We start from the raw sequence: 16,704 nt of genomic DNA, 5'->3' as shown, positions 1-16,704 counted from the left end.
GATAGTACTTTTTTATTCTCGTCGGTCCCTCTTCGGAACAGGGGGTCCGAAGAAGATCGGTTTTCGGCGGAATAATATTATTCGGGACTGAGGTTCATTTCCTAAATTCGAAGGCGCTCTGAAATTCCGATAGTATGGAAAATGCGATGAACCTTTGTCTTTGTCGGTTGTGGTGGCTGTCCGTTTTGCTGTCGCTGCCTGCGACATGTGCGAATTCCGGTGCTTCTCCGTCGCCGCGGCCTTCCGTTCCGGTCCGGCAAGGCACGCTGATACTTGGCAGCCGGATTCTCGACGACGCTTATATGGGGTGCGGGGTGCAATGGGATCCCTATGACGTCCACGGCGACGGCGGCCGTCTTTCGGCCGCGGACCGGATTCGGCTGGAAAAACGCCTCGATTACCTTTCGCCGCGGATCATCCGCGTTATGGTGAGTATTGGCCCGTATCTGACCGATGGCAGGTTTGATCCCGCGTCGGACATGGAGGACCTGCACATGATTTTGGGTTATTGTACGGGGCGCTCCATCCCGGTGGTCTTCGGTGATTGGGGCGGCGGCTTCGTGGATGTGGCGGCGAAGACGGTGGACGAGAACCGCATGGAGCAGAGTGCGAAGCTGGTCCGCTATTTGCTGGAGGATTGCGGTTATACCTGCATCCGCTATTTCAATATGGTAAATGAACCCAACGGGTCCTGGTCCTCCACGCAGGGCGACTGCGATCTGTGGGTCCGGGCGGCCCGGGCGATGCACGCTTCGCTCCGGCGATGCGGGTTGGGCGATCGGGTGACGTTGGTCGGCCCCGACGCGGCGGTCTGGACGACGGCCGAGACGCATTGGGTGAGCCGGACGGCTGATGAGCTGGGCGATGCCGTCGGCCTGTACGATATACATACCTATCCTTCCAAGGCGGAAATCAACGCCGGCGAATACGGTGAAATGATTGCGGCCTATCGGGCGGCGGCTCCGGCGGAGCGCCGGATGATCATGGGTGAGATCGGCATCAAGTTTATCGACGAACGCGATGCGGCTTACGCTGCCGAGAACGAGCGCCGTGCGGCGCGATGCCCGTATGCTTCGCCTGCCGATTCGCAGATGTCGGTCTTCGATCACATGTACGGAACGGATATGGCCGATGCGATCATGCAGACGGCGGCCAATGGCTATTCGGGCTGTATCGTCTGGATGCTCGACGATGCCATGCATGTCAATGAACCCGGCCGACTCAAGATATGGGGCTTTTGGAATATTCTCGGCGAGGAGCGTTACGGAGCATCCGCAGAGCGGATTCGTCCGTGGTATTATGCCGTTGCACTGTTGAGCCGTTATTTCCCGGCCGGATCGCAGATTCTGGAGAGCACGGTTCGCGGTGTGCCGGGGGTTCGGACCATGTGGGGACGTTCTGACGGCAAGCCTACGTTGGCGATCGTCAACACGAATCGGGACCGGGCCGTCGAGCTGACTCTGGAAGGGGCGGATTCGTCGCTGGCCGGCCTGGATCGTTATCTCTATGCCGAAGGAGGACTGAAGCTGGATGAAGAACGTCTGCTTCCTGTGGATGAGCGGATTGCGCTGCGTTCCGGCGACCGGATCCGCATAGATCCCGGGTCGATGGTCGTCTATACGGCGTTGGAGTAGTCCTGTCCGCCGGGCGGCGGGGCGCATCCTCGCGGCGGCGTGCCGGGACCGCTCAGAGACCCCGGCGGGCCAGCCGCCAGGCCAGCGCGTCGTAGAGTCCGAGTAAGGGGCTCCGCCATGCGACGGGCAGGGCGTTCAGCACCTGAACTTTGCGCAGCGTGCGGCGGTAGGTTTTCGTGTAGGAGAACGCGCGTGCGGCGCGCGCCGCGGCCTCCGTATCGCCCTTGGCCGAGAGGATCAGCGCCTTGCCCAGCGCGGCGCGGGCGATGAATTCGCGTTTCTCGGCGGGAGCCGAAGGGTCGTACAGCTCCTCGAACGAATGGCGGGTCCGTTCGGGGGTGTAGCCGGCCGCGGAGCGGTTCGACGCCACCTTCGAGTAGCATGCCAGCCGTTCGGGCGAGAAGCAGACCGGATAGCGCGAGGCGATCCGGATCCACATGTGGAGGTCCTCGGCGATCTTCATGCCCTCGGGAAAGCCGCCTACGGCGCCGAACACCGCTTTGGGGATGCACACGGCCGAGGGGATGGCGATGTAGCGGTGGGCCGAGTCGCGGAAGAAATTCTCCACGACGCCCCGCGTCCGGAGTGTCGGCGCCGGGAACAGGCCGTCGCGGCTTAGGATGTCGAAGGCCGTGCAGTACATTCCGCAGCCGGGAAATTCGCGGATCATGGCGGCGATCTCTTCGAGGAATCCCGGGCGCCACGCGTCGTCGGCGTCGAGCAGGGCGACGTATTCGCCCCGTGCCTCGGCGATGCCGCGGTTCCGGGCGGCGGAAACCCCCGCGTTGGACTGCCGGACGAGACGTATGAGCGGCGATCCGACCGCTTCGGCCCGCTCGGCGCCGCGGTCCGTCGAACCGTCGTCCACGACGATGATTTCGGCCGGAAGGCACGTCTGCGCGAGCACGGAACGCAAGGCCGCTTCGATTTCGCGCTCCTTGTCGTAGAGGGGGATGACCACCGAGATGAGGGGTTCCGGCATGTGTTGGGCGGTTTTATTGCGAAGATACCGATCTTTTGCTATTTTTGCAAATAAAACGCGCGCATGACCCTTTCCGAGAAGATAATCCGTCTGATCCGCAATACGTTCGACACGGTGCTGTATTTTGCCGTGATGGCCGTGAAGGAGGATTTCCGCAACTACGTCGGGCGGGCGGGACGGACACCCGGGGCGGACGCCGGGCAGGTCGGGCCGGGTCGGTCCGGGAGCGTGAAGGACGGCGGTCCGGCCGCGGAGGATTCCGGCGGCGTTCCGGGCGGCGTCCAGACCGGACGGCCGCGGGAGACGATGGCCGTTCTGGGCAACGGCCCGTCGCTCACCCGCGAATTGCCCGGCCTGCTGGAGCGGACCGGGGACCGCGACTTCATGGCGGTCAATTTTTTCGCGCTCGATGAGCGTTTCACCCTCCTGCGTCCGGCCTACTACGTGCTTTCGGACCCGATGTTCTTCCGCGAGAGTGCCTTCCGCGACCGTGTGGCCGGGCTTTACCGGGCGATGAACGAGCGGGTCTCCTGGCCGATGACGCTCTACGTGCAGTATTACAACCCCGAGCGGTTCGACTATCGGGCCGTGCTGCCCAATCCGCTCATCCGCATCGTGCCGTTCCATACCTACATGTACCGCGGATTCCGCAGCGTGGAGTTCTGGCTCTTCCGCCGCGGGCTGGGAAGCGCCAATTTCGGGACGGTGGTGCAGGTCGGGGAGTATGTCGCGCTGTTGCTGGGGTACAGGCGCGTGGAGCTGTACGGCGTGGACCATACGCTGCTCGAAGGGCTGTGCGTGGACGGACGGAACCGTCTTTGCCGTGCCGACCGGCACTATTACGATGCGGGAGCGCCCGCGGCGCCGCAGCCGGTTCTCCGGAAGGTTCCGCCCGTACCCTATACGATGGCGTCGTATCTGGCCGAGGTGGCCGAACTGTTCCGCGGCCACGAGGTGCTGCGCGACTACGCCGCCTCGCTCGGGGCGCGGATCGTGAACTGCACCCGGGGGTCGATGATCGACGCCTACGAACGGGCCGCGGAGTGATGCCGGCCGTTGCGGGACGGCGGGCGGATGCGGGGAAAAGCCGCCCGAGATGTTTCCGCGAACGAAAATCGCCCCCGTCGGAGATCGCTCCGACGGGGGCGATTCGTAAGGCTCCGATTCGTCGGAAGGCCTCTTTGGCCGCTACCGGGGCAGGGTCCGGCTGGCGGCGATGATCTCGGCCATCGTGAAATCCTCGGGATAATCGATGTCCATGCCCTCGATCCGGTCCACGACGGCCATGTAGGGTCGGTCGCCGATGCGGCGGTGGCGTTCGCGCCATAACGCGCGCGGGAAGATGAAGAAGGCGCTGGTCTCGATGTAGATCGGTTCGATCGTCTGCGTGCGGGGAATCGCGTCGGGCGAGTAGTTCAGCGGCCGGCCCCCGTACCAGGCGAAGGTCTGGATCCGTTCGGCGCTGAAGGCCGAGTCGTACGCTCCCGAGCGGACCTTGCCGAGCGCCGCGGCGACGGTCTCCGCGCGGATGAAGGGCGAGGTGGCGTGCGCGAGCACGTAAAGGTCGGCATCGACCTCGGAGGTGAAGCTGTCGTAGATCTCGCGGCCCAGCGTGGTGTCGCGGTCCAGCTCCTCGCTGCGCCGCCGGAAGCGGACGCCCTCGGGCAGCAGCGGACGGATGCTCTCGTCGCTGCAGTAAACCCACACTTCGTCGATGCCCTCCGTGCGGGTCAGCGTCCGGAGGATGTGGCACATGAGCGGCTCGCCGCCCAGCAGGCGCAGGTTCTTGCCCGCGACGCGCTGGCTGTTGAGCCGGATCGGTACGAAAGCTACGGTTTTCATGCGTTGGTTCGGTTGTTCGGTTATTCCTGCACCAGCAGGTTGCAGCCCCGGATGTCCGCGCGGTCGATGCGCCCCTCGACGACGAACGAGCCGTCGGCTCCGACATGTCCGACGTCCTCGGTCTGGATGAAGGCGCACGACCAGCGGTTCGCCAGGTCCGTGATGTTCAGTCCGCCGCGCGCGCCTGCCGGAAGCGTGCAGAACGGGTCATTGACGTCGCGCGCCGCCACGCGCATCCAGGCCGGGCAGCGGAAGCGGTTGCCGCCTGCGGAGTAGGCCTGCGAGGTCAGTTCCGCCATGCCGTATTCCGAGTGGATCGCCCCGACGCCGAATGCCCGGCAGAGGATCCGGTGGAACTCCTCTTTGGGAATCTCTTCGCGGTAGCCCTTCATGCCGCCCGTCTCCATTACGACCGTATTCTCCAGCTTCGGGGCGTAACGCTCCGCGAGGTCCCAAAGCGCATAGCTCACTCCCAGCAGGATCTTCGGCTTCGGGTCCGCGCGCATCGCCGCCAGCAGCGCGTCGTAGTCGTCGAGGTAGAAGCCGCCCGAACCGCAGTCGCCGATCAGGCGGTCGGCCATGTAGATCAGCGACGAGCCTTTGCGGCGCAGGTAGTTGGGCAGCAGGGCGTAGAGGCTCCACCGGGCCGGGTCGCCGTAGAAGGTGCGGAATGCGCGGCGGAACGTCTCCTCGTAGAGCGCCAGCGACCGCATCGGGTGGCGCGAGGAGGTCATGCCCGTCGTGGCGCTCGACGTGAAGACGGCTTCGGGCTCCGCGTCGCCGCAGTAGATCTCGTGCGTTTTGAAAAGCCCGATCGGCAGACAGGGAATCTCCGCGGCGCGCCGCACCCGGGCGGGGTCCGCACCGATGAGCGCGAGGTACTCGCGGTAGGGGGCGCACTCCGCGGCCTGCCGCCGGAACAGCGCCAGGGCTGCCCGTTCGAAAGCCGCGTCGTCCGCGATACGGAATATGTCGTCGGAGGGAATCATCGTCTGCAAAGATAGTGCAAACCGGGCGCACGACCAAGTCCTGCCGCCGGGTTTTGCATCCGCGGGGAAGGACATCGGCCACAGAGCCGCGGCGGGCGGGACGTTCCGCCGTTCCGGCAGAGGCCCTGCCGCAGGGGCGGGTTTCGGAAATTCGGTCCGGGCCTGCGTCTGCGGAAAGCGAAACGGCGGCTGCGGTCCGGATCGTTCCGTTCCGTAGCCGCCGTTTCCGTGCGTCGTACAGGCCCTTGTGCGGTGCGGCGCAGGTTCTGCCGCGTGCTGCACCCGCTGCCGGGAATCCTTACTTCTTGCTCTTGGGAGCCAGCATCATGTTCATCTTCTTGCCGTCGAGCTTGGGCATCATCTCCACCTTGGCCACCTCCTCGAGGTCGGTGGCGAAGCGCAGCAGCAGGATCTCGCCCTGCTCCTTGAAGACGATCGAGCGGCCGCGGAAGAAGACGTAGGCCTTCACCTTCGAACCCTCCTTGAGGAAGTTCATGGCGTGCTTGAGCTTGAAGTTGTAGTCGTGGTCGTCGGTCTGGGGTCCGAACCGGATCTCCTTGACGGTCACTTTCACCTGGTTGGCCTTCAGCTCCTTGGCCTTTTTCTTCTGCTGGTAGAGGAACTTCTGGTAGTCGGCGATGCGGCAGACGGGGGGATCGGCCTTGGGCGAAATTTCGATCAGGTCGAGCTCCATCTCGTCCGCCAGACGCAGGGCGTCGCGGATCGGCATGACCTGCGGCTGCTCCACGTTGTCGCCCACCACGCGCACCTCGGGTGCGGTGATCTGCTGGTTGATGCGGTGCGGATTCTCCTTTTCGGGCAATCTGCGTCCGAAGCGGTTGTCCGGTTTCGGTCTGTTATTCCCGGGGTTGAACGGCCTCGGCGGGAATGGTTTCGGTGCTGCGATAGTTGTAAAAGTATTAGTTGATGAATCGGTTTATTTCTTTTTCAGCCTGTTGGCCTCGACCTCCTCCCGGACGAGTCCCGTGAGGAAATCGCGGAAGGCTTCGGTGGTCATCTGACCCTTGTCTCCCTCGCCCTGCGCGCGGACGGAAACCAGCCCTTCGGCCTCCTCCTTCTCGCCGACGATCAGCAGGTAGGGGATGCGCTTGAGCTCGTTGTCGCGGATCTTGCGGCCGATTTTCTCGTTGCGGTCGTCCACCTCCGCGCGGACGTCGTTGGCGTTGAGGTACTCCGAGACCTTGCGGGCGTAGTCGTTGAACTTCTCCGAGATGGGAAGCACCACGACCTGTTCGGGCGAGAGCCACAGCGGGAACTTGCCGCCGGTGTGTTCGAGCAGCACGGCCACGAAGCGCTCCATCGAGCCGAACGGTGCGCGGTGGATCATGATCGGGCGGTGCAGCTTGTCGTCGGCGCCCTTGTACGTCAGGTCGAAGCGCTCCGGGAGGTTGTAGTCCACCTGGATCGTTCCCAGTTGCCATTTGCGGCCGATGGCGTCCTTTACCATGAAGTCGAGCTTCGGGCCGTAGAAGGCGGCTTCGCCGTACTCCACGACCGTCTGCAACCCCTTCTCCTCGGCCGCCCGGATGATGGCCGACTCGGCCTTCTCCCAGTTCTCGTCCGAACCGATGTACTTCTCGCGGTTGTTGGGGTCGCGCAGCGAAATCTGTGCCGTATAGTTGTCGAACTTCAGCGTCTTGAAGATATAGAGCACGATGTCGATCACCCGCTCGAACTCCTCGAGCAACTGGTCCGGCCGTACGAACAGGTGCGCGTCGTCCTGCGTGAAGCCGCGCACGCGCGTCAGTCCGTGCAGCTCGCCCGACTGCTCGTAACGGTAAACCGTGCCGAACTCCGCCAGACGCACGGGCAGCTCCTTGTACGAACGGGGCTTCGAGCGGTAGATTTCGCAGTGGTGCGGACAGTTCATCGGTTTGAGCAGGTACTCCTCGCCCTCGATCGGGGTGTGGATGGGCTGGAACGAGTCCTTGCCGTATTTGGCGTAATGGCCCGAGGTGACGTAGAGCTCCTTGTTGCCGATGTGCGGGGTGATGACCTGCTGGTAGCCGTACTCCTTCTGCACGTTGCGCAGGAACTGCTCCAGCCGGTCGCGCAGCGCGGCGCCCTTGGGCAGCCACAGCGGCAGGCCCTGTCCTACGCGCTGCGAGAAGCAGAACAGCTCGAGGTCCTTGCCCAGCTTGCGGTGGTCGCGCTTCTTGGCCTCCTCCATCATCTTGAGGTACTCGTCGAGCATCGACTTCTTGGGGAACGAGATGCCGTAGATGCGCGTCAGCATCTTGTTCTTCTCGTTGCCGCGCCAGTAGGCTCCCGCTACGGAGGTGAGCTTCAGCGCCTTGATGTAACCCGTATTGGGGATGTGCGGTCCGCGGCAGAGGTCCGTGAACGCGCCGTTGGTATAGAAGGAGATGGTGCCGTCCTCGAGGTCCGAGATCAGCTCGACCTTGTACTGGTCGCCTTTCTCGGTGAAGGTTCTGAGCGCTTCGGCCTTGGGGACCTCGCGGCGGACGAGCTGCTCTTTGTTGCGGGAGAGCTCCTGCATCTTCTGTTCGATTCGCGGAAGGTCGGCCTCGGTGATCGGCGTCGGGGAATCGACGTCGTAGTAGAAGCCGTTTTCGATGGCGGGGCCGATGCCGAACTTGATGCCCGGGTAGAGCGCCTCGAGGGCCTCGGCCAGCAGGTGCGACGAGGTGTGCCAGAAGGCGTGCTTGCCCTCGTCGTCGTCCCATTTGTAGAACTTGACCGAAGCGTCCGTTTCGATCGGGCGCGTCATGTCCACCGTCGCGCCGTTTACCGAGGCCGCCAGCGAGTCAGCAGCTAAACGAGGGCTGATGCTCTCCGCGATCCGGTACGCAGTCGTCCCTTTGGCGTACTCCTTTACCGAGCCATCGGGAAATGTAATTTTAATCATAAGATCGAATATTAAAGTTTCGGGGCCTTCGGCGCTTCCACAATTACGAGACGGAATACGCCTCCGGGTTGCCCGGTTTTTGTCCTTACGGTTTTTCGTATCTTCGCCGGCGGGCCTTTGCCCGTCCGCCGGGATGCTCCGCTTCGGGATCGTCCGCCGCGGCTTCGAGCGCCTTCTCCCGCATCATCGCCCGGCGCGCCCTGCGGGCGAGGACGAGCGACCAGACGATCCAGGCGGCGTCGAGAACGAGATCGGAGACGACCTCGCCGGTGTCGTTCCCGCCGCCGGCCGGCAGCCGGCAGAGGTTCCGGATTCCCACGGCCGTCCAGCCCGCCGCCAGCGACACGCCCGTCCGCCACAATGTCCGCGGCTTCATTCCCGTCGCGCGTCGGAGGGGTTACTCCTTGTCGGTCTGCGGCAGGTCCTTCACCGACACGTCGCGGTTCGACTTCTCGCGTTCGGCCCGTTGCAGCGGGTTGGCCGTCCACTCGGCCCGTGCGCGGCGGTGCCGCACGATGTCGATGGCCGCGTAGATCGCGTTGCGCATCGACTGCGGGTCGGCCTGGTCCTTTCCGGCGATGTCGAACGCCACGCCGTGATCGGGCGATGTCCTTACGGCCGCGAGTCCGGCCGTGAAGTTCACCCCGTCGGGCGAAAGGGTCTTGAACGGCGTCAGCCCCTGGTCGTGGTACATGGCCAGAATGCCGTCGTAGCGGGCGTATCCGCCTCCGGCGAAAAGCCCGTCGGCGGCGAAGGGACCGAAGGCCAGGATGCCCTGCCCGAACGCCTCGACGATGGCCGGACGGATCGTCTCCTCCTCCTCGCGGCCCACGAGTCCGCCGTCTCCGGCGTGGGGATTCAGGGCCATGACGGCGATGCGCGGCTCGACCACTCCGAAGTCCTCGACGAGCGAGCGGCGCAGCGTCGCCAGGTCGCGGACGATCTTCTCTTTGGAGATGCTGCGGGCGATCTCCGAGACGGGGATGTGTTTCGTCACGAGGCCCACGCGCAGCCGGTCGCTGCACATGATCATCATGGGTTCGCCCTCCAGTTCGGCCCCGAAGTATTCGGTGTGGCCCGTGTAGCCGAATTCGTCGCTCTGGACCGTCTCCTTGTCGAAAGGTCCCGTGACGACGGCGTCCAGCTCGCCCGCCTTGAGGTCGCGCACGGCGGCGCGCAGCGCTTCGACGGCGGCGCGGCCCGCTTCGGCCGTCGCACGGCCCGGTTCGGGCTGTTCCACCTCGCCGGCCGCGACGAGCGCGATCTTCCCGCGCCGCGCCTCGGCGGCCGAGGCCGCGGGTACGAACTGCACGGGTTCGGTCTCCCGGAGCGTATTTTGGTAATAGGCGGCGGCTTTCGGCGATCCGTAGATGACGGGGGTGAAAAGCTCCGTCATGCGCGGATCGGCGAGCGCCTTGAGGATGACCTCCCAGCCGATGCCGTTCGGGTCGCCCTGCGTGATGCCTATTTTGAGTTTCTGTTCTGACATAGACAGGTGTGTTTCAACCTACAAAGGTATAAAATATTCAGAATAACCAATACTCCGCGGGGGTATTTCCTTGAAAAATTCGGCTTTTCCGCGTTCCGCGTCCGCTCTCCGGCGTCGGGCCCGCGGCCTTTTCCCGGGCGGTGTCTTCCTTCGGCCGCGGGGCGCCCGTCTGCGACCGTTTCAGCCGTTGTCCGCGGCTCGTCGGCGGAACTCTGCGCAGACGATGCCCGTGGCCATCGCCACGTTGAGCGATTCGGAGCTGCGGCGGTCGGCGGGGTAGGGCGGGATGAAGAGTTTGTGCGTGACGGTGTGCGCCACGGCGCCGGTGACGCCGCGGCCCTCGTTCCCCATCACGACGATTCCCCTCCGTCCGTCGATGCGGGCCGTGTGGATGTTCTCCCCCTCGAGGAACGTGCCATAGACGGGCGTGCCCCGCCCGGCCGCCCGGGCCAGGAGCGGCGCGAGTTCGGCGTAGTGGACCCGGACGCGGAGGATGGCTCCCATCGTGGCCTGCACGACCTTGGGGTTGAAGCAGTCGGCCGATCCGGGCGAGCAGACGATCTCCCCGATGCCGAACCAGTCGGCCAGGCGGATGATCGTGCCCAGATTCCCGGGGTTCTGCACCTCGTCGAGCGCCAGCGCGAGCCGGTCGCCCAGCCGTTCGGCGTCGAGCCGGTAGCGGGGGATTTCGACCGTCGCCAGCGAGTTGGACGGCGTTTTGAGCAGCGACAGGCGCTCCATCTCGCGCGGCGAGACGGTCTCCACGCCGGGACCGTCGAAGACGCCCTCCAGCGCATAGATCCGGCGCACGCGGAGGTGCGAGGCGCGCAGTTCGCCGATGAGCTTCGCGCCCTCGGCGACGAACAGTCCGTGCTCCGCGCGGCCGCGTTTGTCGGCCAGCGCGCGGACGAGTTGTATTTCGGCTTTCGTCATGGTCGTTTTTCGATCGTAAAGGTAACTCCTTCCTGCGCCGCGTAACTCTCCGGGAAGAGCCGCCGGGCCTCCCCGGCCAGCGCCTCGGCGTCCTTGTAGCGCGACGAGTAGTGGCCGATCACGAGCCGCCGGGCCTCCGCCCTGAGGGCGGCCTTCGCGGCGTCCTCGGTGGTCGAGTGGCCGCGTTCGCGGGCGATTTTCCGCTCGGCGGCGGCGTAGGTCGCCTCGTGGTACATCAGGTCCGCGCCCCGGCACAGCTCCGCGGCCCTGGCCGAGAAGTTCGTGTCCGAGAGGTAGGCGTACGAACGCGGGGCGTAGGGCCGGTAGGTCAGTTCGCCGTTTCCGAGGAGCGTGCCGTCGTCGAGCCGCACCGCCTCGCCCCGTTTGGCTGCGGCGATCTGGGCGATCGACAGCCCGTATTTCGCGATCTTGGACTTGTTTACGTTCAGCGGCGGCTCCTTCTCGCGGAAGAGGAATCCGGCGCACGGCACGCGGTGGCGCAGCGGGATGCTCCACACCTCCAGCGTGCGGTTCTCGTACAGCAGTGCGTGTTCGGTCGTCCGCACCTCGTGCCACACGACCTCGTAGGGGAGCTCCGTGTCGAAATGGCGCAGGTGGCAGGCCAGCAGCTCCCCGAAGGGCGCCGGGGCGAAGACCTCCAGCGGGGTGCGGCGGCCGTAAAGCCCCAGCGTCGAGAGCAGCGGGAAAAGTCCGAAGACGTGGTCGCCGTGCAGGTGCGAGATGAACGCGGCCCGCAGTTTCAGCGGGTTGATGCCGTAGCGGACGAGCTGCTGCTGCACGCCCTCGCCCGCGTCCACGAGGTAATACTGTTCGTGGACGTTCACCGCCTGCGCCGACGGATGCCTGTCGGGCGTGGGTTTGGCCGAGGAGCAGCCGAGGATGGTGACCGCGAAACTCATGGGATTATCGCCGGAATTTGATGAAGGTCGCTTCGAGCCGGTTCGTAACCATGACGTTGCGCTGGGTCGTGGCGGTGCGGGTGCTGCTGCCGTCGTCGCTCTTTTCGATATGCTCGGTCGTCGTGAAGGTCGGCTCGGAAACCGTGTGGCTGATTCCTTCGAAGACCACGGCGTCGGCGCCCTTTTCGCGGGCGCACTTTTCGATGGCCTTTTGTGCCTCCTCGAGGTCGCTGAAGGGTTGGGGCGTGGCTATGATGCGCCCCATCGTTTCGTAGCTTCCGGGCACGTCGTTCCAACTGAAAAAGAGTTCGGGATTGTCGGTGACCGGATAGGTCTTGCCGATGTAGGTGGTCTCTACGGCGCAGGAACTCATCGCGCAGGCGGCACACAAGGTGCATGCGAGGATCGGAATACGTTTCATCGAATCGGATATCGAGGGGATTATCGCAGCAGGAATCGTTCGCAGTCGAGCGCCGCGATGCAGCCCGATCCGGCGGCGGTGATAGCCTGCCGGTAGTGCGGATCCTGCACGTCGCCCGCGGCGAAGACCCCTTCGACGCTGGTTTTCGAGGTTCCGGGTTCGGTGCGGATATACCCTTCGGCGTCGAGCTCCAGCTGGTCGGCGAAAAGCTCCGTGTTGGGGTGGTGTCCGATGGCGAGGAAGAAGCCCGAGATTTCGATCCGCCGCTCCGATCCGTCGGTCTTGCGCAGCAGGGCGCCCGTCACGCCCGTCTCGTCGCCCAGCACCTCGGCCGTGTTGTGTTCGAACAGCACTTCGATGTTGGGGGTCTGCATGACGCGCTGCTGCATCGCCTTCGAGGCGCGCAGGAAGGGCTTGCGGACGATCATGTAAACCTTGCGGCAGAGCGAGGCGAGGTAGGTGGCCTCCTCGCAGGCCGTGTCGCCGCCGCCCACTACGGCCACATCCTTCTTCCGGTAGAAGAAGCCGTCGCAGGTGGCGCAGGCGCTCACGCCCTGGCCGCGGAATTTCGTCTCGGAAGGCAACCCGAGGTATTTGGCCGAGGCGCCCGTGGCGATGATGACCGCCTCTGCCGCCAGCTCCGCCGTTCCATCCACGATGACGTGGAAGGGCCGCGACGACAGGTCGATCTTCGTGACGGTTCCCGTGCGGAGATCGGCTCCGAACCGCTCGGCCTGACGTCTGAGGTCGGCCATCATCCGGTTGCCGTCCACGCCGTCGGGGTAGCCGGGGAAATTTTCGATTTCGGTGGTCGTCGTGAGCTGTCCGCCCGGCTCGATGCCTTCGTAGAGGATCGGTTGCAGGTTGGCGCGCGACGCGTAGATGGCGGCGGTGTACCCGGCCGGGCCGCTGCCGATGATGAGGACTTTCGTTGTTTCCATGGTGGTTTCGTGTTATTTTTTTCGTGTCGTGTTTCAGTCGGTTTCCTCCCGGTCGTCCGCCGCGCCGAACTCCGTGAGGCGTCGCCCGAGGTAGTCGAACAGGGCCCAGCGCCCGTGCTGCCGCACGCGGGCGACGCTTTGCGCCGGATCGTAATCGACGATCTCGTATTCGGGCCGGATGACATAGCGTCCCTCGCGGTCGATGAGCCCCATGCCGGTCTCGGTCTCGACCTCGGCGCGTCCCTCGCGGAAATCGCCCGCCCAGCGGAACCGTGCCGGGATGACGGGGCGGTTGTCCGTATCGACGAATCCGTACCCGCCTTCGTCCTCGACGCAGACCAGCCCTTCGAAGGCATGGCTCGTCCAGCGGTGGCCCGTGAGGCGGCGCCGGGGCGAATAGGAGGCCGTCGTGTCGGAGAGGATCGGCGGTCCGGAGTGCTGCAAAATCCGTTCCCGCAGCGCCTCGAACGCTTCGTCGTCGCTGCCCGTCGGACCGAACCGCGCGTCGTGGTAGCGCAGCGGGATGAAGCGTCCGCCCGCCCAGCGCAGGTTTTCGGGGCGGAGGTTGTTGTGCGAGAACCCGATTTCGCGGAGCGCCTGCCGCAGTTCGTCGAGCGCATCGAGCAGCCGCTGTCCCGGTTCCGAGCACAGCGCCTCGTCGAAGCTCCTCCCTGCGGGCAGGTGCTGGAGCACCAGCGTCGTGCGCTGCGGCGATCCCGCGGCGTCCTGCCAGAGAAGCTCCCCGGGCAGCATCCGGTACTCCGCGAGGCGGTCCGTGTCGATCCGCCGCAGTTGCGAGGCCGTGCGCTCCACCGTGTGCAGCGCCGCGGGAGAGAGGGGCAGGAACAGCAGCCACCGTTCGCCGCGCCAGGCGATTTCGGCCTCGGCGAAACGGGTCGTGCGCATCAGGCGGGGCAGTCCGTCGGGACCGGCCGCGGCGCGGGCGTCGGCGAGCGTCCGGAACGAGAGGTCGGGCGTCAGCAGCGCCCGGGCGAAGGTTTGCAGGGTAGGTGTCATGGCTATTCGGTTTTGACGCTGATGGACCCGATGTTGAGCATGGCTACCAGTTCGTCGGCCGAGGCGTTGTAGCTCACGCCCCGGAAGGGCGGGACGGCGCCCGGCCCTTTCGCCGCGCGAATCGCCTCGTCGAAGACGGCGGGCATGACGCTCGAACAGTCGTAGAGCAGCGCCGCGTAGCGGTTCGGGTAGCGCGGCTCCTCCTCCGAGGGGAAGAACGATGCTGCGGAGGTGTCCGCCGCGGCGATGTGGATGTTCACCACCAGCACGTTGCCGTCGGCCGTGCGGAGCGCCTTGATCTCCTCGGCCACGGCGCGCAGCTCCTCCTCGTCGCAGTCGGTGGCCTCGCCGTCGGTGATGTTGAACACGGTCGGCGGGAAGCTCTCCGCGTGGGAGGGGTCGGCGCACCACGCCGCCGCGAGGTCGCGGATGCGCCGCAGCGCCTCGCACATGGGCGTCTGTCCCGCGGCGCGGGGTTCGATCCAGACCGGTACGGGCAGTTCGCGCAGGGCGATGCCTCCGTCGGGCAGGCGGCATTCGACCGTCTCGCGCCGGACGTCGGGCCGCACGGCCGCCAGCTCCGTGACGGACAGCGTATCGCGGTCGCCGGGGAGCAGCGACGAAACCTCGTCGTCGCCCGAGTAGCCCAATACGGCGATGTCGTAATAGTTCCGTACGCCGTCGCTGCGGCGCGCCCGTTCGATCAGTTCGAACAACAGTCCGTTGGCGACCGACGCCACGGCCTCGGCCTTGGTCGTCGGCCGTCCGCGGAAGCGGATCGGTTCGGCCATGGAACCCGAACAGTCGATGGCCAGGAAGAAGGCCGTGCGTCGGCTGCGAGTGATGCTTTGCGTGTACATATTCCGGTGAAAGTTGCGTCTTGTGCGTTATCGGAGACCCCGCACCGCGCGGTAGTCCTCCATGCGTGTCGTCCCGTCGCCGTCGAGGCCGTAGCCGACGGCCATCTCGGGCGAGCAGTCGCGCTCGCGGTCGGCGTCGGTCGTGCGGCGCATCGCCTCGTGCGCGTTGCGGCCCGCGGCGATCACGTCGTTGAGTTCTTCGGCCGTCGGTGCGTGTCCCAGCATCGCGGCGCAGACCTGCTCGGCCCAACTGTGGGCGTAGTCGTCGTAGTGGACGAAGAAGACGCGGAACCGGTTGTCCACGGCGTCGGTCGTCGGGAGCTCCCCGCGGTCGATCGCGTCCAGAATCGCCTCGGTCTCGCGCAGGGTGATGTACTGTCCCGCCGCGTCGATCCAGCGTCCGCCGCCGTCGTAGCGTTCCGACGAGGCGCCCCGGCCGAGCATCGCGCCCAGCGCCGCGACGATCGCCTTGTTGTAGAGCTTCAGACCCCGCCGCAGGGCCGCGGCCCGGATCATCGTCTTGTTGTAGCCGTACTCCGCGGCGTCGGGATCGCCCTCTTCGAGCGAGTGGAGCGTGTCCACGGCCCGGAGCATCGCCCCCGTGACGTAGGGGTTGTATTCCTCGAAGTTGATCGTGTCGCGCCGCACCTCGCGGCGGTCGCGGGCCGGCCATTTCTCGATGTCGCGCACGGCGCCGTAACTCGTGAGGTTCGCCCCGGGCATCAGCACCGAGCGGTCCTCCTTCTCGATGAGGTAGGAGTAGGGGAAGATCGCGGTGTCGTGGTGGTAGGAGTGGTGTCCCATGACCATCGTGAAGGCCCCTTCGAGTGCCGGGGACATGACGTAGGCCCCGCTGGCGAACTTGCATCCGCGCAGATGGACGGCCTGGTGCACGGGGCCGCTCTTGAAGAGGTGGTTGCTCTGGTTCGAACCGCTCCCGGCGTTGAAGAACGAGAACATACCGGCGATGAGCAGCGACGACTTGTGGTGCGAGACGGTGTAGGGTCCGGCGAAGATCGAGGCCGCCTCGCCGTTCTCGCAGTGCGAATTGGCGAAGAAGAGCGAATCGACGGCCGTGAAACCCTTGTCCAGCCGGCAGCTCTCGCCCACGAAACACCGCTCGACGGTCGCGCCGTTGTCGAGGCGCGCCTGCTCGGCGGCGATGAAGTCGTAGGCCTTGACGTCCACGCCGACGCGGCAGCCGTTGCAGAGCGTGCCGTTGCAGAGCATCGAGGCGCCGTCGATCCGGCAGTCGTCGCCGATGCGGACCTCGCGGATGAAGCGCGCCCCGACGATCCGGCAGCCGCGTCCCACCTCGCCCAGCTCCGAGGAGCGCTCCTCGGCGTAGGTGCGGATCATCGCCTCCAGCGCCGCGATGGTCTGCGGGCGGTGGCGGTAGATGGCCAGCACGTAGGCGACCTGTGCCGACAGACGGTCGAAGACGGGGACCGTGCGGCCGCCGCATTCGTTCATCGCGGCCACCGCCGTGCCGTTGCCGAAGGCCGAGCGCGAGCGGCATTCGAGCGCCGTGACGCCCTCGACGGACGAACCCTCGCCGATGCGGTAGTTCCTGACGCGCGAACGGACGATGCGGGCTCCCGGGTCGAGGACGACGCGTCCCTCCAGCCGGCTTTGCAGAATCCCGGACGGCGAGAACGTCTCCGGAACCTCCACCGCGTCCCAGTTCTCGGCCGAGTTGCCGAGGCGTTCGAGTGCGGAGATTTCGTCGGGGGTCAGTTTGCGGTGCGTCGTCATCGTTCGGGAAAGGTTATGCAGATGCAAATAT

Annotated in this window: 16 protein-coding genes; 2 read left to right on the top strand and 14 right to left on the bottom strand. The window is 65.6% G+C overall.

Translation table 11 applies throughout. The features are described from left to right. The first annotated feature begins 302 nt into the window (after window positions 1–302). Window positions 303–1,634: a hypothetical protein gene (locus KB554_RS04090; protein WP_211035070.1), complete on the top strand. Its 1,332-nt coding sequence runs from the start codon at window positions 303–305 to the stop codon at window positions 1,632–1,634. Between the two features lie 52 nt (window positions 1,635–1,686). Here KB554_RS04090 and KB554_RS04085 read toward each other — a convergent pair whose 3' ends face one another. Further along, complete coding sequence (locus tag KB554_RS04085; RefSeq protein ID WP_211035069.1) at window positions 1,687–2,616, bottom strand: glycosyltransferase family A protein; 930 nt, start codon at window positions 2,614–2,616, stop codon at window positions 1,687–1,689. A gap of 63 nt (window positions 2,617–2,679) precedes the next feature. Here KB554_RS04085 and KB554_RS04080 point away from each other — a divergent pair, with 63 nt between their 5' ends. Beyond that, complete coding sequence (locus KB554_RS04080; RefSeq protein WP_211035068.1) at window positions 2,680–3,663, top strand: hypothetical protein; 984 nt, start codon at window positions 2,680–2,682, stop codon at window positions 3,661–3,663. Window positions 3,664–3,804: 141 nt separating this feature from the next. Here the strand turns inward: KB554_RS04080 and KB554_RS04075 are convergent, their stop codons facing one another. From KB554_RS04075 to KB554_RS04015, 13 genes are all read right to left on the bottom strand, one after another. Next, window positions 3,805–4,458 carry an acylneuraminate cytidylyltransferase family protein gene (locus KB554_RS04075; protein ID WP_141428107.1) on the bottom strand — a complete coding sequence of 218 codons (654 nt, stop codon included), beginning with the start codon at window positions 4,456–4,458 and terminating at the stop codon, window positions 3,805–3,807. A 20-nt stretch (window positions 4,459–4,478) separates the two neighbouring features. Then, a complete protein-coding gene (locus KB554_RS04070) occupies window positions 4,479–5,447 on the bottom strand; it encodes an acyltransferase (protein WP_141428106.1) in 969 nt (322 codons plus the stop codon). A gap of 298 nt (window positions 5,448–5,745) precedes the next feature. Next, complete coding sequence (gene infC / locus KB554_RS04065) at window positions 5,746–6,270, bottom strand: translation initiation factor IF-3 (protein ID WP_211035067.1); 525 nt, start codon at window positions 6,268–6,270, stop codon at window positions 5,746–5,748. Between the two features lie 114 nt (window positions 6,271–6,384). Continuing rightward, window positions 6,385–8,337 carry a threonine--tRNA ligase gene (gene thrS, locus KB554_RS04060; protein WP_141428104.1) on the bottom strand — a complete coding sequence of 651 codons (1,953 nt, stop codon included), beginning with the start codon at window positions 8,335–8,337 and terminating at the stop codon, window positions 6,385–6,387. Window positions 8,338–8,422: 85 nt separating this feature from the next. Beyond that, window positions 8,423–8,713 (bottom strand): hypothetical protein, encoded by a 291-nt coding sequence (locus KB554_RS04055; RefSeq protein ID WP_211035066.1) that lies wholly within the window; start codon window positions 8,711–8,713, stop codon window positions 8,423–8,425. A 21-nt stretch (window positions 8,714–8,734) separates the two neighbouring features. Continuing rightward, window positions 8,735–9,826, bottom strand: a complete 1,092-nt coding sequence (gene pdxA / locus KB554_RS04050) for a 4-hydroxythreonine-4-phosphate dehydrogenase PdxA (protein WP_211035065.1) — start codon at window positions 9,824–9,826, stop codon at window positions 8,735–8,737. 180 nt (window positions 9,827–10,006) lie between these two features. Beyond that, the gene (locus KB554_RS04045) at window positions 10,007–10,759 is read right to left on the bottom strand and encodes an RNA methyltransferase (protein ID WP_211035064.1); all 753 of its coding nucleotides are present in this window, start codon (window positions 10,757–10,759) and stop codon (window positions 10,007–10,009) included. After that, the gene (locus tag KB554_RS04040) at window positions 10,756–11,679 is read right to left on the bottom strand and encodes a ribonuclease Z (protein WP_211035063.1); all 924 of its coding nucleotides are present in this window, start codon (window positions 11,677–11,679) and stop codon (window positions 10,756–10,758) included. Before KB554_RS04040 ends, KB554_RS04045 begins: the two co-directional genes overlap by 4 nt. A 4-nt stretch (window positions 11,680–11,683) precedes the next feature. Beyond that, window positions 11,684–12,100 (bottom strand): hypothetical protein, encoded by a 417-nt coding sequence (locus KB554_RS04035; RefSeq protein WP_211035062.1) that lies wholly within the window; start codon window positions 12,098–12,100, stop codon window positions 11,684–11,686. Between the two features lie 20 nt (window positions 12,101–12,120). Next, window positions 12,121–13,041 carry a thioredoxin-disulfide reductase gene (gene trxB, locus KB554_RS04030; RefSeq protein ID WP_211035061.1) on the bottom strand — a complete coding sequence of 307 codons (921 nt, stop codon included), beginning with the start codon at window positions 13,039–13,041 and terminating at the stop codon, window positions 12,121–12,123. 33 nt (window positions 13,042–13,074) lie between these two features. Next, a complete protein-coding gene (locus KB554_RS04025) occupies window positions 13,075–14,058 on the bottom strand; it encodes a WG repeat-containing protein (RefSeq protein WP_211035060.1) in 984 nt (327 codons plus the stop codon). A 2-nt stretch (window positions 14,059–14,060) separates the two neighbouring features. Next, on the bottom strand, window positions 14,061–14,918 hold the full coding sequence (locus tag KB554_RS04020) for a VWA domain-containing protein (RefSeq protein ID WP_141428096.1): 858 nt from the start codon (window positions 14,916–14,918) through the stop codon (window positions 14,061–14,063). A gap of 27 nt (window positions 14,919–14,945) precedes the next feature. Then, the gene (locus KB554_RS04015) at window positions 14,946–16,673 is read right to left on the bottom strand and encodes a DUF4954 family protein (RefSeq protein ID WP_211035059.1); all 1,728 of its coding nucleotides are present in this window, start codon (window positions 16,671–16,673) and stop codon (window positions 14,946–14,948) included. Window positions 16,674–16,704 lie beyond the last annotated feature (31 nt).

Source organism: Alistipes sp. Marseille-P2263, from assembly GCF_018101075.1.
GTDB classification, from domain to species: Bacteria; Bacteroidota; Bacteroidia; order Bacteroidales; family Rikenellaceae; genus Alistipes; species Alistipes dispar.
The sequence above is the reverse complement of the archived record's forward strand: the minus strand, read 5'-3'. Positions and strand labels throughout refer to the sequence as shown.